Annotated in this window: 14 protein-coding genes and 2 pseudogenes; 13 read left to right on the top strand and 3 right to left on the bottom strand. The window is 73.2% G+C overall.

From position 1 onward, the window contains the following. Window positions 1-94: 94 nt before the first annotated feature. A complete protein-coding gene (locus ACY0I8_RS07150; protein ID WP_461394207.1) occupies window positions 95-1,612 on the bottom strand; it encodes a multiheme c-type cytochrome in 1,518 nt (505 codons plus the stop codon). 2 nt (window positions 1,613-1,614) lie between these two features. Next, window positions 1,615-2,220 carry a hypothetical protein gene (locus ACY0I8_RS07145; RefSeq protein WP_461394206.1) on the bottom strand — a complete coding sequence of 202 codons (606 nt, stop codon included), beginning with the start codon at window positions 2,218-2,220 and terminating at the stop codon, window positions 1,615-1,617. Between the two features lie 239 nt (window positions 2,221-2,459). Here ACY0I8_RS07145 and ACY0I8_RS07140 point away from each other — a divergent pair, with 239 nt between their 5' ends. Together ACY0I8_RS07140 and ACY0I8_RS07135 are read left to right on the top strand one after the other, a co-directional pair. Then, window positions 2,460-2,855, top strand: a complete 396-nt coding sequence (locus ACY0I8_RS07140) for a hypothetical protein (protein ID WP_461394205.1) — start codon at window positions 2,460-2,462, stop codon at window positions 2,853-2,855. 37 nt (window positions 2,856-2,892) lie between these two features. After that, entirely contained in the window at window positions 2,893-3,540 is a 648-nt protein-coding gene (locus ACY0I8_RS07135) for a helix-turn-helix domain-containing protein (protein ID WP_461394204.1), read from the top strand. Here ACY0I8_RS07135 and ACY0I8_RS07130 read toward each other — a convergent pair. Continuing rightward, the gene (locus ACY0I8_RS07130) at window positions 3,485-3,922 is read right to left on the bottom strand and encodes an Hsp20/alpha crystallin family protein (RefSeq protein WP_461394203.1); all 438 of its coding nucleotides are present in this window, start codon (window positions 3,920-3,922) and stop codon (window positions 3,485-3,487) included. The genes ACY0I8_RS07135 and ACY0I8_RS07130 overlap by 56 nt on opposite strands. A gap of 72 nt (window positions 3,923-3,994) precedes the next feature. Here ACY0I8_RS07130 and ACY0I8_RS07125 point away from each other — a divergent pair, with 72 nt between their 5' ends. The 11 genes and pseudogenes from ACY0I8_RS07125 to ACY0I8_RS07075 form a co-directional block, all read left to right on the top strand. Continuing rightward, window positions 3,995-4,876, top strand: a complete 882-nt coding sequence (locus ACY0I8_RS07125) for an AAA family ATPase (RefSeq protein WP_461394202.1) — start codon at window positions 3,995-3,997, stop codon at window positions 4,874-4,876. Next, on the top strand, window positions 4,866-5,279 hold the full coding sequence (locus ACY0I8_RS07120) for an FmdE family protein (protein ID WP_461394201.1): 414 nt from the start codon (window positions 4,866-4,868) through the stop codon (window positions 5,277-5,279). The genes ACY0I8_RS07125 and ACY0I8_RS07120 overlap by 11 nt, the downstream gene beginning before the upstream one ends. After that, window positions 5,276-6,232: a permease gene (locus ACY0I8_RS07115; protein WP_461394200.1), complete on the top strand. Its 957-nt coding sequence runs from the start codon at window positions 5,276-5,278 to the stop codon at window positions 6,230-6,232. The genes ACY0I8_RS07120 and ACY0I8_RS07115 overlap by 4 nt, the downstream gene beginning before the upstream one ends. Further along, the gene (locus ACY0I8_RS07110; RefSeq protein WP_459941114.1) at window positions 6,232-7,275 is read left to right on the top strand and encodes a carboxypeptidase-like regulatory domain-containing protein; all 1,044 of its coding nucleotides are present in this window, start codon (window positions 6,232-6,234) and stop codon (window positions 7,273-7,275) included. The genes ACY0I8_RS07115 and ACY0I8_RS07110 overlap by 1 nt, the downstream gene beginning before the upstream one ends. Continuing rightward, on the top strand, window positions 7,272-9,056 hold the full coding sequence (locus tag ACY0I8_RS07105) for an outer membrane protein assembly factor BamB family protein (protein ID WP_461394199.1): 1,785 nt from the start codon (window positions 7,272-7,274) through the stop codon (window positions 9,054-9,056). Before ACY0I8_RS07110 ends, ACY0I8_RS07105 begins: the two co-directional genes overlap by 4 nt. Window positions 9,057-9,119: 63 nt before the next feature. Then, the gene (locus ACY0I8_RS07100) at window positions 9,120-9,680 is read left to right on the top strand and encodes a glycine betaine ABC transporter substrate-binding protein (RefSeq protein WP_461394198.1); all 561 of its coding nucleotides are present in this window, start codon (window positions 9,120-9,122) and stop codon (window positions 9,678-9,680) included. Between the two features lie 32 nt (window positions 9,681-9,712). Further along, entirely contained in the window at window positions 9,713-10,594 is an 882-nt protein-coding gene (locus ACY0I8_RS07095) for a DUF362 domain-containing protein (protein ID WP_461394197.1), read from the top strand. Continuing rightward, window positions 10,591-12,096 carry a 4Fe-4S binding protein gene (locus ACY0I8_RS07090; RefSeq protein ID WP_461394196.1) on the top strand — a complete coding sequence of 502 codons (1,506 nt, stop codon included), beginning with the start codon at window positions 10,591-10,593 and terminating at the stop codon, window positions 12,094-12,096. Before ACY0I8_RS07095 ends, ACY0I8_RS07090 begins: the two co-directional genes overlap by 4 nt. A 113-nt stretch (window positions 12,097-12,209) precedes the next feature. Beyond that, window positions 12,210-13,142 (top strand): cysteine synthase A, encoded by a 933-nt coding sequence (gene cysK, locus ACY0I8_RS07085; RefSeq protein WP_459941109.1) that lies wholly within the window; start codon window positions 12,210-12,212, stop codon window positions 13,140-13,142. 286 nt (window positions 13,143-13,428) lie between these two features. Continuing rightward, window positions 13,429-13,725 (top strand): annotated as a pseudogene (locus ACY0I8_RS07080) (ISNCY family transposase); the annotation flags it as partial. Between the two features lie 112 nt (window positions 13,726-13,837). Then, window positions 13,838-13,978 (top strand): annotated as a pseudogene (locus ACY0I8_RS07075) (ISNCY family transposase); the annotation flags it as partial.

The raw sequence follows: 13,978 nt of genomic DNA, 5'->3' as shown, positions 1-13,978 counted from the left end.
GTGGTTCCTCCCTCGGTGAGATGGGTTGCCTTCTGATTGCGCGCACCTGACTTTACGGCGGCCCCTGGGGGGCCGCAAGCCGGACCTCGTGCGGCTACTCCCTTTTCCGGGCCTCGGGTCCCGGGCCGTGGCACCGCCGGCAGGCCTCCTGCGGCGAGCCCACCGGCGGGGCGCCGGGCTCCAGGAACAAGAACTTGTGGTCGTGGATGCTGTACGCGTTCCCCTCCGCCGTGCGCAGCGGATCATGGCACTCGTGGCAATGGACGCCCCCCGCCAGATGTCGTTCGTGCTCCGGGGTGCGCCGCCAGGTGTCGGCATGACACGTGAGGCAGTACTCCGACGGGGTCATCCGGGGCTTGTCGGTCTTCTCGAGTTGGCTTCGGAAGTTCTTGCAGATGTCGCAGGTGAGCCCCCGGGCGTCCATGAAATGCTCCACCCAGAACTCCCACTGCCGGTGGCGGTCCTCGTACGATTCGTCGCCGGCAAAGGTGGTGTTGTCCTGCCCGGGCTTGGGCAGGAGCCCCTTGTAGTACCGGGTGAGGTCGCGGCCGGGCAGGTACCCCACCGGGAACCGGAACTGGCCCGTGCGGTCGTGGCCCGTGGTGTGGCAGGCCTCGCAGATCATCTGGCGCCGCACCGGCTCGAGCTTGGCCGGGTTCACCACCGGGCCCTCTCCGGCCGAGGTGGCGTGCGCCCGGGCCGGGCCGTGGCAGGCCTCGCACCCGATCCCGAGCTCGGCCCACCGGGCCGGCTCACCGGGCTCGAACCCGGTGGTGTGGCACCCGGCGCAGTAGGGGATCCAGGGCTTGTCGACCCAGTACGACCGGTCCCACTGCTTCTGGACGACGCCCCAGATGGCCGCCTTCACGTAGAGCTTCCCGTTCTTCTCCACGACGTAGCGCTGGGTCCAGTGGGATCCCAGGGCGTACACGATCTGGTCCTTCGGGAACGGGGGGTCGGCCGAGAAGTCCCCGAGCACCGCCCGGGGTTCCTTGCGGGCGTCCCGGGCCATGCGGGCATGGGGGGTGAGTTTCCACGCGTCGTAGATCCCCCGATGGCACTCCCGGCAGGCCTCCGACCCCGCATATTCGGAGAGCACGCTCGCCTCCTGGGCGTGAAACGGCTCGGCGGCCATCTTGGAGCGGTCGTGGCAGCCCAGGCACAGCTGGCCCTCGTCGTTCCGGCGGCGCAGGAAATAGGTGCGGTGGCGCTTTTTCCCCTTGAGCACCGAAAGGAGCCGTCGGGCGATGGGCTCGGCCACGTAGGGCTCGTCGGCCTCGGCGGGGGCGTGGGGGTCGTGGCAGGTGGCGCAGGTGAGGGTGCCGTGCTCGTCCAGGGGCAGGTCCGCCGGGATCCGCGAACCGGGCCGGATGTCCACGGGGTGGAGCGACGAGAGGTCCTTGTCCCGGTGGCACTCGAGGCACAGGCTCACGATATCCTTCTTGAACCGGTGCGGTCCGCGGTCGCCGGGCCTCGGGACGCCCTCGTGGCAGTGGCCGCACCGGTCCCGATCGGCCAGGAGGGCGTGGGGCCCTTCGCCCGCGCCCGCCGGGCCGGCCCAGGCCAGGGCCAGCCCGAGCGCCACGATCGCCGAGGCCAGCGGTCGCGTCACGGCTACACCCGGAACCGCCCCAGCGCCCGGTGGAGCCGCTCGGCGGCCTCTTCCAGGGGGCGGATCTTCTCGAGGGTCAGGGCTCCTCCTGCTTCCGCCACCCCCTTCGCCTCGGCCAGGGCCACCCGCACGTCCTCGGCCGCATCCCGGGCCTCGCGCACCTTCTCCCGGAGCCGTTGGGTCATCTCGTTCATGGCCTCGGTGAATCCCTGGAGTTCGTCCCCCTCCCGGAGCCGGGTCACCAGGGTCAGGTCCCCGTCGCCGATGGCCTGGAGGTTCGCCCGGAACCGGTACAGGGGTCCCCCGATCTTGTGGCTCGAGTAGAGGGTCAGGAAGGTGGCGGCCGCCGCCACGAGCGCCATGGAGACGAACGACGACACCAGCACGGCCGGCAGCAGGAGCTCCCAGCTCGACCGGGCCTGGTAGTGGGCGCTGTAGAACGCCCGGCCGAACTCCTGGTTCGCCAGCACGTAGAGGAGCCCGCCGGTAAGCGCGGTGCCGAGCACCACCACCGCCGTCATCTTGGCGATGAACCGGATCTGAAAGGCCCGCTCGATGAGAAGGATCCGCCTCCGGGGCCGGGCCTGGGAAACCGCGCCGTCCGCCATGTCGTCCTCCTTGGGCGATGAGTGATGGCCCCCGGACGCCGCCCCCGGGCACGCCACGGGGGTCACCGGGGGGATGCTTCGTCCGGGGCTTCCTATCGGCCGGCGCGGCGGCCTCCTTTAGCCCTCCCCTTTTGACTCCCCACCGCCTCGGAAGTAGGCTGTACCCCGGTGGTCGGCCGCCGGGAACGACCGTGGGGTGCGCGCCGGCGCGGCACGTGGCAGCGAGGGAGACGGCACGGATGAGACTCGGGTGGATCGGGTGGGTGGCGGCGGTGCTCGCGGGATGCGTGATCGGGCACCTGAAAAAGGACATTCCCCCCCCGGGCGGGTGCGACCAGTGCCACCGGGCGAAGATCGCCGGGGACTGGGAGGTGACCCTCGCGCCGGTGCAACTCGGGCGCGAGGGCGGGATCCCGGAGGACCGGGACGTCGTGCTGCGGGAGGTGCGGGAGATCCCGTACCACGCGAAGGTCCCGGCCAAGCGGCTCGAGGTGTTCGCGGCCCAGGCGCCGCCGGAGCTGGTGGGCGACACCGAAACCGGGATCCAGTGCTTCGTGTGCCACAAATCGCCGGGCCCGCCCCACGACAAGGTTCGGGCCAAGTTCCACCACCCCTGGGAGTCGGGCGGGGACTGACCCGGGGCGGCGCGGACGGACCGAGATGGCAACCCCGATGCCCCGAATCCTCATCGTGGACGACGAGGCCGACCTGGTGGAGACCCTGGCCCGGGCGGCCCGCCGGGAAGGGTACGAGGTGGACACGGCGCTCTCGGGCGCCGGCGCCTGGGACCGGCTGGCCACGCGCCCCTACGACGTGGTGGTGACGGACCTTCGCATGCCGGGCATGGGGGGCGCGGAGCTCATGGACCGGATCGTGGAGCGGGGGGTGCGCACCCGGGTGGTGGTGATCACGGGCTACGCCACGCTCCAGGCGGCCATCGACTGCCTGCGCAAGGGTGCGGTGGATTTCCTACAGAAGCCCTTCGAGGTGGAGACGTTCCTGGAACGGCTCGCCGAGGCGCTCGCGAAACCGCTCCCCCCGGGTCCCCCGAACTGGCACGAGATCGCCGGGCGCCACGGCCTGACGGAGCGGGAGCGGGTGGTGGTGGAGGCCCTCTACCGCACGGGGCTGGGGAACCGGGAGCTCGCCGACCACCTGTGCGTCAGCCCCCACACGGTGAAGTCCCAACTGCGGTCGGCGTTTCGCAAACTGGGGGTGGAGAACCGCACCCAGTTCCTCCAGCGCTTCGTGGCGGAACCGGCGGTCAGTCCTCCACCTCGACCCGCACCGGGGTCCCCCGGCGCGCCCGGGGAATCGTGACCTCCAGGATCCCGTCCCGGTACACCGCCCGGATGGCGTCCGGGTCCACGTCGTCGGGCAGCCGGAACACCCGGCGGAAGGAGCCGCCCGGCCGCTCGATGCGGTGGTAACTTCGGCCCTCGGCGGGCCGTACCAGCGGCCGTTCCCCCAGGAGCACGAGGGTCCCGCCCTGGACCTCCGCCCGTATGGCCTCTTGCTCAAGCCCCGGCACCTCGGCCACCATGACGAAGGCCTCCCCGGTGTCGTACACGTCCACCGGCGGGGTCCAGTGGGTGCGCCCGGGCCCGGCGGCCCCGCCGGAGGGGCCGTCCTCGAACAGACTCAGCAGCCCGTCGGCCAACCCGGCCAGCCGGGAGAACGTATCGTCGGAACCGAAACCCATGGGGCACCTCCGGGAAAAAGGCGACACCCCGGAACCGTACGGAACGCCCCCACCACTGTCAAGGCAGGAACGATGCACCGAAAGCTCGATCGCGTGTTCTACGAGGTCCGGGAGCCCCGGCTGACCTGGGACGACATCGGCGGGTTCCCCGAGGTGAAGGAAACCCTGGAGGAGATGGTGTGCCTGCCCCTGCGGGACCCCGAGCGGCTCCGGCGCCTCGGCCTCGAGCCCCCGGCCGGGGTCATGCTGTGGGGCCCCCTGGGGGTGGGGATCACCATGCTCGCCGAGGCCGCGGCCCGGGCGGCCGGGGCGAGCTTCGTGTACGTCTCGGGCCAGGAGATGCTGGGGAAGCCCGACGAGATCCACCGGGCGTTCGATGACGCGGCCCACGAGGCCCCCTGCGTGCTGTTCGTGAGCGACTGCGAGTGGCTCGCGCCCCGGGCGGGGTGCTCCTACGAGTGGGGCCCCGGAAACTTCCGGGGGGTGCCGCCCACCTTCGCGGACCCGGATCTCACCCGGCGGTTCATCGAGGAGGTGGACCGGATCCTCACCGTGCCCGGGGTGGCCCTCATGGGCTCCTGCTACCGGATCGACACCGTGGACCAGGCGCTGATCAAGGAGAAGCGCCGGTTCAATCGCAAGGTGTTCGTGCCCCCGCCCCGGGCCTCGGACCGCCGGGCCATGCTCGAGATTTACCTGCGGAAGATCCCCCACCTGGCGGCCGACGTGGACCCGGAGGATCTGGCCCGGCGCACCGAGGGGTACGTGGGCTGGGACGTCGAGAGCCTGTGCAAGCGGGCGGCCCTCGAAGCGGCCAAGGCCGGCCGCGACGAGGTGACCCGGGCCGACTTCGAGGCGGCCCTCGAAAAGATCACCCCCTGGCTCACCCCGGACATGACCGAGACCTACTGGGACATCTTCCGGAAGGACTGCCCGCACCACTATGCGTTCTGACGCCTCCCCCGAGCTTTTCGATCTCTTGGCCCGGCTCCACGGCCACCGCTGCCCCATGTCCATTTTGGGGGCCCGGCTCGGGCTCGCCGCGGTCGAGGCTCTGGCCCCCCCGCCGGACCGCAAACGCCGGGGCCGGTACCTCCACCGCACCTGCGCCCTGGACGGGGTGCAGGTGACCACCGGCTGCACCCTGGGGAACGGGAACCTCGAGGTGGTCCCCCAGGGCCGCCACCGCCTGGAGCTCGGGCTCGAGGGGGAGCCGCTGCGGGTGGCGGCCGAGCTCACCGAGGAGGCCCTGGCCCGGGGCCGGGCCTGGCTCGAGGCCGGCCGGGACGAGGCGATCCTCCGGGCGCTGGAGCGGTGTTCCCCGGACGAGATCCTCCGGGTGGAGCGGATCGGATGAGCGCGCTCCTCGAGATCGGGAAGGTGGCCGCGGGGGAGGCCTGGCGCATGGGGTGGTTCACCCTGCTCGGGGTCGTCGTGGCCGCCGTCATCAAGACCTACCAGTGGGACCGCAAAGTCCGGGCCTACGTGGGCCGGGCGGGGGCCTGGGGCATCCTGGTCGCCACGGCCGTGGGCACCCTGAGCCCCCTGTGCTCCTGCGGGATCCTGCCGGTGGTGATCCCCATGGCCCTGTCCGGGGTGCCCCTGCCGCCGCTCATGGCCCTCCTCATCACGAGCCCCGTCATGGACCCGGCCTCCTTCGCCCTGACCTGGGGCGGGGTCGGGCCGGCGCTCGCCTGGTGGAAGTTCGGCGGGGCGGTGTTCCTGGGGCTCGCGGCCGGGTTCGGCACCTGGGCCCTGGAGCGCAGCGGGTTCCTGGCTGGAAACCTCCTGCGGATGCAGCCCGTGTACACGGCCGAGGGGGAACTGGCGCCGGCCTACGAGATCGCCTGCGCCAACGGGTTCCGGGTCCGCACCATGACCGTGGTGCCCCGGGAGAGCCGGCTGCGGTTCTTCCTCGACCGGTTCTGGGACGTGGGCTCCTTCGTGTTCCTCTGGGTCGGGGTGGCCATCGTGCTGGAGGCCGTGATCCAGGTGCTGGTGCCCACCCGGTGGCTCGTGTGGCTCGGCGGCCAGGGGGGACCCCTGGGGGTTCTCGCGGCCACGGCCGTGGCCCTTCCCCTCCCGCTCCACCAGGTGCCGGTGGTGCCCGTGCTCGCCGGGCTCCAGGCGAAGGGCCTGGGGGCCGGCCCCGATCTCGCGTTTCTCCTGGCCGGCCCGGTCACCAGCATCCCGGCCTCGGCGGCGCTGGCGGCCATGTTTCGGCCCCGGGTCGTGGGTGTGTACCTGGCCCTGGGGCTGTCCGGCGCGGCCGTGCTGGGGCTCCTGCGGTGGGGGCTCGCCGGATCGTGATGCGGGCCTTGCCCTCGGCGCTCCTGCTCGCCCTCCTCGCGCTCGTCGCCGCCTGTGCCGGGCCACCGACCCGCCCGGAGCCGGGGCCCGCCGGCCGGGTGGAGGGCCGCGTGTCCCTGCGGGCCAAGGGGTTCGCCGGCGCCACGGTGCGGTTCCTGCCGGTGCCCGAGGACCCGACCCGGCTCCCGGAGCCGGCGGCCGAGGTGACCTCGGGCGAGGCCGGGGTGTTCCGCGCCGCCCTCCCGCCCGGGGCGTACCTCGTGCTCGCCGAGGCCCCGGGGCTCCACGGCTATTTCGGCCGGAACCCGGTGCTGCTCGTGACCCGGCTCGACGGGCTCAACCTGCCGCTGGTGCCCGCCCATCCCCTGCGGCGCCGCCCCGCCGCGCCGGGGTCCGAGGGGGTGGAGGGCCGGGTGCTGGCCGAGGGAACCCCGGTCGCGGGGGCCCGGGTGTTCGCCTACCTCGACCTCGTCGGGGGGCTTCGGGGGCCCGGGTACGCCGTGTCGGAGCCCACCGGCCCCGACGGCCGCTTCGCCCTTCCCCTGCCCCCGGGCACCTACTACCTGGCGGCCCGGGCCCGGCTGCCCGGGTCCCGGGGCCGGCTCCACCCCGGCGACCGGTTCGGGGTGGTCCCGGAGTTGCCCCTCCGGCTTCGCCGCGGCGAACGGATCGGGGTGGACATCGAGACCGTGGAACTGCCCTCCGCCGAGCGCATGGCCCGGTTTCGCGGGGCGACCGCCGTGGTCGAGGGCCGGATCGTGGACCCCCAGGGCCGGCCGGTGCCGGGGCTCCGGGCCTGCCTCTACCGGCGCCCGGAGATGCTCGACCGGCCCGACGCCTTCTCGGAACCCACCGGCCCCGACGGGGCGTTTCGGATCGAGGCCCGGTGGTTCGGGCCGGCCTACCTCGGGGCCCGGCAGCAGCTCGGCGGGCCCCCGGCGCTCGACGAGCGGATCGGGTTCTACCGGGGCCCCCGGGGCGCCCGGATCGACCTGGAGCCCGGGGGGCACCTCCGGGACCTCCTGGTGGTGGTGCCCCGATGAGGCGCGCGCTCGCCGCGGCCGTCCTGCTCGCGGCCCTGGGCTGCGCCGGGCCCCGGCCCGCCCCCGACCGGGTGGTGCGCTGGAGCGGGGAGGTGCACGTCGCGGACGACGTGGTGCTCCCCCGGGGCACTCGGCTCGTCGTGGAGCCGGGCACCCGGGTGCGGTTCGCGTTCCGCGACGACGACGGCGACGGGTGGGGGGACGCCTCGATCCGGATCGAGGGGGACCTGGAGGCGGTGGGCACCGCGGAGCGCCCGATCGTGTTCACGGCGGCCGAAGGGCCGGCCACGCCGGGACGGTGGGGGGAGATCCGGGTGGACTTCGGCCGGATCCGGCTTGAGCGCTGCATCGTCGAGGGGAGCACCCGGGGGCTCCACGCCCATTTCTCCCGGGGGGAGGTGCGCAACTCGGTGTTCCGGCGCAATGTGGACGGCACCCGGCTCGGGAACTCCGAGCTCCTCGTGGAGCGCAACCTCTTCTACGCAAACCCCGGAAAGGCCTACAACGCCCACCGCTGCCGGAACCGGGTCGAGACCAACCGGTTCCACCACAACGGGAAGGCCCTGTTTCTGTTCGAGGCCGACGGGGGAAGCGTGTTCACCCGAAACCGGTTCCGGGCGAACCGGGCGGACCTGCGGCCCGGGGACTTTTTCGCCGGCACGGTGCGCGCCCCGGGGAACGACTGGGGGGGAGACGGGCCCCCGACGCCCCCGGCCGACAACCCGGCCGTGACCGTGGAGGCCCCCCCCGCGCCCGTCCCCTGGGCCGGGCCCGCGGGCTGGGCCGGGTGGGACGAGCGCTGGGCCGCCGACCTGGGCGGGTTCGTGGACGCCCCGGCCCGGCCGGCCGACGAGGGGGTGTACGCCGCGTCCTGGGCCGGCCGGGTGGCCCGGCTGGGCACCTTCGACGGCGCGGTGCGGGCCGTGGCCCGGCTCCCCGACATCGTGGACGCGGCCCCGGCCCTGGGGCCGGGGGTGGCGGCCGCGTGGGCCTGGGACCGGGGGCTCTACCTCCTCTCCCGGCCGGACCTCCGGGTGCTCGACCGGGCCGCGTCGGCCCCCTCCCCCCACGACGACCACCGCCAGTCGGCCCCGGTGTTCGGGGGCACCCGCCTGTTCGCCGCGGGGTGGGACGGCCGGATCCGGGCCTTCGAGACCGCCGGCGGAGCCCTCGAGCCCCTTTGGGCGTTCCAGGCCGGGGACCCGTTCCGGGCGCCCCTGACCCTGGCCGGGGGGCTCCTCCTGGCCCCGTGCCAGGACGGCGGGCTCTACGCCCTCGACCCCGCCACGGGAGCGCTCCGGTGGCGCTACGGGGCCGGGGCCCCCCTCCTTTCGGGGGTGGCCGCGGCGAACGGGCTCGCCGTGGCCGCCGACCGCGCCGGCCGGCTCCACGCCCTGGACCTCGCCACGGGCCGGCCCCGGTGGACCGCGGACCTGGGGGCCCCCGCCTGGTACGCGGGGGCGGCCACGGCCGACGGCCTCGTGTTCCAGGGGGACGACGCCGGGCGGCTCCACGCCCTCGACCTCGCCACCGGGGAACCCCGCTGGACGGCCGCCCTGGCCGGGGGGGTGCGCACGCGCCCCCTGCCCCTGGGGGACCGGGACCTGGCCGTGGTGTCCCTCGGGGGCTGGGCGTACCTTTTCGACCGCCTCACCGGTACCGAACTCGACGCCTGGCCCGCGGGGGAGGGGGCCCAGGCCGACCCCGCCGCGGCCGGGGCGTTCGTGTTCGTGGGCACCCGGGAGCGGGGGCTTTTGTGTCTGGAGCGGCGGGGGTGGTAAATTGGAACGGCTCGAAACGAGAAGGGACCGCGAACGCCTGGCACCCGAGCAGGAGGGACGACCGTGAACCGTAGGGCGATGCTGGCGGCCGTGCTGGGGCTCGTGTTGACGGCCGGGAGCACCTGGGCCTGCGTGGGCAAAACCCTGGTGATCGGGGCCGTGGCCGGGCCGGAAGGGCGGGTGGTCGCCCAGATCCTCGCGCTCCTCATCAACGAACGCACCGGCACCACGGTGAAGATCCAGGAGTACGACGACCCGGCTGCGGCCCACGACGCGGTGGTCCGCCACGAGGTGGACATCGTGGTGGAGGCGGCGGGCGAGGCCCTGGCGCGGCTCGGCCTCGCGGTTCCCGAGGACCCGGCCGCCCGGTTCGACCGGGCCAAGGAGACGTACCTGGAGCGCCTGAACCTGGTCTGGCTCCCGCCCCTTGGCTACGGAGAGGCAAACGCCGGCCCCGCGGCGCCCGTGGCCCGCAAGGACATCCTGCGCAAATTCCCGGCCCTGCCGCGGCTCATCGCCAAGACCCGGAACCTGGTGACGGATGAGGTCCTGGCCGCCCTCGCCGCCGACGGCGATCCCCGGCGGGCGGCCCGGGAGTTCCTCCGGAAGGAGAAGCTGATCTGACCCCGCTTCGCCCGCTCACCCGCCGGCGGCTCTTGGGGCTCGGCCTGCGGGCCGCCGCGTTTGCCCCCTGGCTCGCCCTCCCCTGGCCCCGGCCCGCCCGGGCCCGGCCCGCCCCCGCGCCCCTGGCCGTGGCCGAGGGCGACGACCCGGCCGCCCTGGTGCGGGCCGCGCTCGCCAAGCTCGGGGGCATGGAGGCGTTCGTCCAACCCGGCCAGCGGGTCGTGGTCAAGCCCAACCTGGGCTGGGACCGGACCCCGGAGGAGGCGGCCAACACCCACCCGGCCGTGGTGGCCGAGCTCGCCCGGCTCGCCCGGGCCGCCGGGGCCCGGGAGGTCCGGGTGTTCGACCGCACCTGTAACGACGCCCGCCGCTGTTACGAGCGAAGCGGGGTCGCGGCCGCCCTGGAAGCCCTGGGCGACGACGGGGTGCGCCTGGAACACGTGCGCGACGACGGGTTCCAGGTGGTGGCGATCCCCGGCGCCCGGAAACTCACCCGGTGGCCTCTCTACCGGCCGGCGCTCGCGGCCGACGTGCTCATCAACTGCCCGGTGGTGAAACACCACGGCCTCACCGGGGTCACCCTCGCCATGAAGAACCTGATGGGGGTCATGGGAGGCAACCGGGGCCGGATCCACTGGGACATCGACGACGCCCTGGTGGACCTCAACCTGGCCGTCCGGTCCCACCTGGTGGTGGTGGACGCCACCCGGATCCTCACCCGCAACGGCCCCCAGGGCGGCGGCACCGCCGGGGTGCGGGTGGCCAACCGGCTCGCGGCCACGGCCGACGTGGTGGCGGCCGACGCCTGGGGCGCCCGGGAGTTCGGGGTGGACCCGATGGGCGTGGGCTACATCCGGCGGGCCCACGAACGGGGCCTCGGCACGGCCGACCTGGGGAAGGTGCCGATCCGGTGAGGCCCGGGGCGCGCCGGACGGTCCAGGGCCTCCTGTTCCTGGGGTTCCTGGCCCTGTTCGCCCGCACCGCCTACCGGGGGCGGGATCTCCTGGACTGGCCCGTCCATCTCGCGTTTCGCCTCGACCCCCTGGCCTTCGTGGCCGAGGGGTTCGCCGTGGGCGCGGCGGCCTGGACCTGGCTCTGGCTCGGGGCCTTTGTGCTCGCCGGGGCCACGGTGCTCCTCGGGCGGTTCTTCTGCGGATGGATGTGCCCTCTGGGCACCGCCCTCGACCTCGCCGGGCCGGCGCTCCGGCGGGGGGCCGGCCGCCGCGGGGCCCGGGCCCGGCCGCCCCGGGCGCTCGCGCCCGGCCTCCTGGCCGGGCTCCTCGGCGCGGCGCTGGCCGGCCTGCCCCTCCTCGGGGTGTTCGACCCCCTGAGCCTCCTGCTCCGCTCCCTCACCCTCGCGCTCCACCCGTGGGCCGACGCGGGCCTCAAGGCCGGCCTGGGGCTCCTCTCGGCCGCCTCCCCCGACGCCGCCGACCGGGCCTACCGGATCCTGGACCCGGTGCTCGCCTTCGGCCGGCCCGCCTTCCTCCTGGCCGGGGTCACGGCGGCGGTCTTCGCCGCCGTGCTCGCCCTCGAGCTCCTGGCCCCCCGGTTTTGGTGCGCCCACCTCTGCCCCCTGGGGGCCGGCCTGGGCCTCCTGGCCCGGCTGGGCCCGGTGCGGCGGCGCAAGGCCGGGGAGTGCGGCGCCTGCACGGCCTGCGAGCGGGCCTGTCCCACCGGGGCGGCCCGGACGGACCCGGCCGATCCCCTCTCCTGCATCCAGTGCGGCGCCTGCGAGCGGGCCTGCCCCCGGGGCGCCCGCGGCGCGGGCCTCGGGGCCGGCACCCGGCCGGCCCCGGTTCGGCCGGTGCGCCGGGCGGTGCTCGCGGCGGCCGGCGCCGGGGTGGTGGCGGGCCTCTTCCCCCGGGTCCGGGCCGCCGAGGCCGAACCCGGCCTCCATCTCCTCCGCCCCCCCGGGGCCAGGCCCGAGGAGGAGTTCCGCAAGCGCTGCATCCGGTGCGGGGCGTGCATGCGGGTATGCCCCCGCAACGCGCTCCACCCGGCGTTTCTGGAGGCGGGGTTGGGTGGGATCTGGACGCCCCGGCTCGTTCCCCGGTTGGGCTACTGCGAATACCACTGCCGCCTGTGCGGCCAGGTCTGCCCCACCGGGGCCATCGGGTTCTTGGCCGAGGGTGAGAAGGAGCGTTGGGTCATCGGGCTTGCCGTGTTCGACCGGAACCGGTGCCTTCCCTGGCGTGCCGGCCGCAACTGCCTGGTGTGCGAGGAACACTGCCCCACCCAGCCCAAGGCCATCGCCTTCGAGGCGGACCCGGCCCGGCCCGGGGTCAAGCTTCCCCGGGTGGTGGAGGACCGGTGCATCGGGTGCGGGATCTGCGAGGCGAAATGCCCCCTGCCCGGCCGTTCGGCGATCCGGGTCACCCGGGAAAACCCGACTCGAATAGACATATTCTTCTGATTCACCGAAAAAGTTCTTGACTAAATAGATGTGGTCCACTAGGATGCCTTGCACGAGGCCCGGCGGGTGGTACCCTACGGGCGCCTTTTGACCCCCGTGACCGGAGGAAACCGATGGCCCGCATCTACGAAGACAACAGCCTGAGCATCGGGAACACCCCCCTCATCCGCCTGAACCGCCTGACCCAGGGGCTCAAGGCCACGGTGGTGGGCAAGGTGGAGGGCCGGAACCCGGCCTACTCGGTCAAATGCCGGATCGGGGCCTCCATGATCTGGGACGCCGAGAAGAAGGGCATCCTGAAGCCCGGCGTCACCGTGGTGGAGCCCACCAGCGGGAACACCGGCATCGCGCTCGGTTACGTGTGCGCGGCCCGGGGTTACCGGCTCATCCTGACCATGCCCGAGACCATGAGCCTGGAGCGCCGGAAGATGCTCGCCGCCTTCGGGGCCGAACTCATCCTGACCCCGGGTGCCGAGGGCATGAAGGGCGCAATCAACAAGGCCCAGGAGATCGTGGACTCGGCGCCGGGGAAATATTTCATGCCCAACCAGTTCAAGAACCCGGCCAACCCTGAGATCCATTTCCGCACCACCGGCCCGGAGATCTGGAACGACACGGAAGGCAAAATCGACATCCTGGTTTCCGGCGTGGGCACCGGGGGCACGATCACGGGCGTGAGCCGGTACATCAAGCAGGAGAAGGGCAAGGCGATCCACTCGGTGGCCGTGGAGCCGGCCGCCTCGCCCGTGCTCTCGGGCGGCGTGCCCGGCCCCCACAAGATCCAGGGCATCGGCGCCGGGTTCAAGCCCGACGTGCTGGACCTTTCGGTGGTGGACGAGGTGGTGCAGGTGACCGACGACGAGGCCTTCGAGACGGCCCGGCGGCTCGCCCGGGAGGAGGGCATCATCTCGGGCATCTCGAGCGGGGCGGCCGTGGCCGCGGCGCTCAAGGTGGCCGCCCGGCCCGAGAACGAGGGCAAGCTGATCGTCGTGGTGCTCCCCGACAGCGGCGAGCGCTACCTCTCGACCCCGCTGTTCGAGGCCTGACCCCCTCACCCCGTCCCTCTCCCCCCTTGGGGGAGAGGGACGGGGCCCGGGAGTTCGAGCCTCCCCCACGGATGCATCCGGGGGGCATCCCGGCATGGAAACCCACCGGGCCCCCAGCTTCCTGGCTTCCCAGCTTTCTAGCTAGTGTCCGTCCGGAAACCGCAACCACTTGAAAAGTTTACGAATTTTCGCCAGCTCTGTTATTGGTTTTTGGACGAAAATCTGTTACGATTCACCGCGCAACCATTTGATATAATTGACGAATACCTGTCCAAGGGGTGCGCGGATGCGTCGAAAACGAGACCAGCAACTCGACCTCTTCCAGGTGGCTTCGCAGCACCGGATCAGTAAGGAGTTCGAGGCCATCTCCGGGATTCTGGACGCCGCGCCGGAGATCCTCGACTGGGTGCACGAGGATCTGGCTCGGGCGGGCCGAACCGATCGAGGGCGGGAGGGCATGACCGCCGAGCAGGTACTCCGGTCCGGCCTGGTGAAGCAGATCCAGGGGTTCACCTACCAGGAACTAGAATTCCATCTGGGCGACTCCCAGACGCTCCGGGCGTTCACCCGGATGCGCATGGACCAGACGCCCAGTGCCTCGACGCTGCACGAGAACATCTCGGCGATCCGAGAGGAGACCTGGGGGAGGATCAACCGGCGCATCCTGCAGGCGGCCAAGGAGACCGGGGCGGAAACCGGCCGACTCGGACCTGTTCGTGCCGATGGTGGAGCGGCACGTGGAGATCTACGGGGAAGCCCCGAAGCAGACCGCGGCGGACGGCGGATTTGCGTCCAGGGCAAACCTGGCGGCGGCGAAGGGCGCCGGGGTGGAAGAT

The sequence above is a fragment of the Deferrisoma sp. genome (assembly GCF_054681715.1).
Note: the sequence above shows the minus strand (reverse complement) of the source record. Positions and strands in the feature narration are given on the sequence as shown.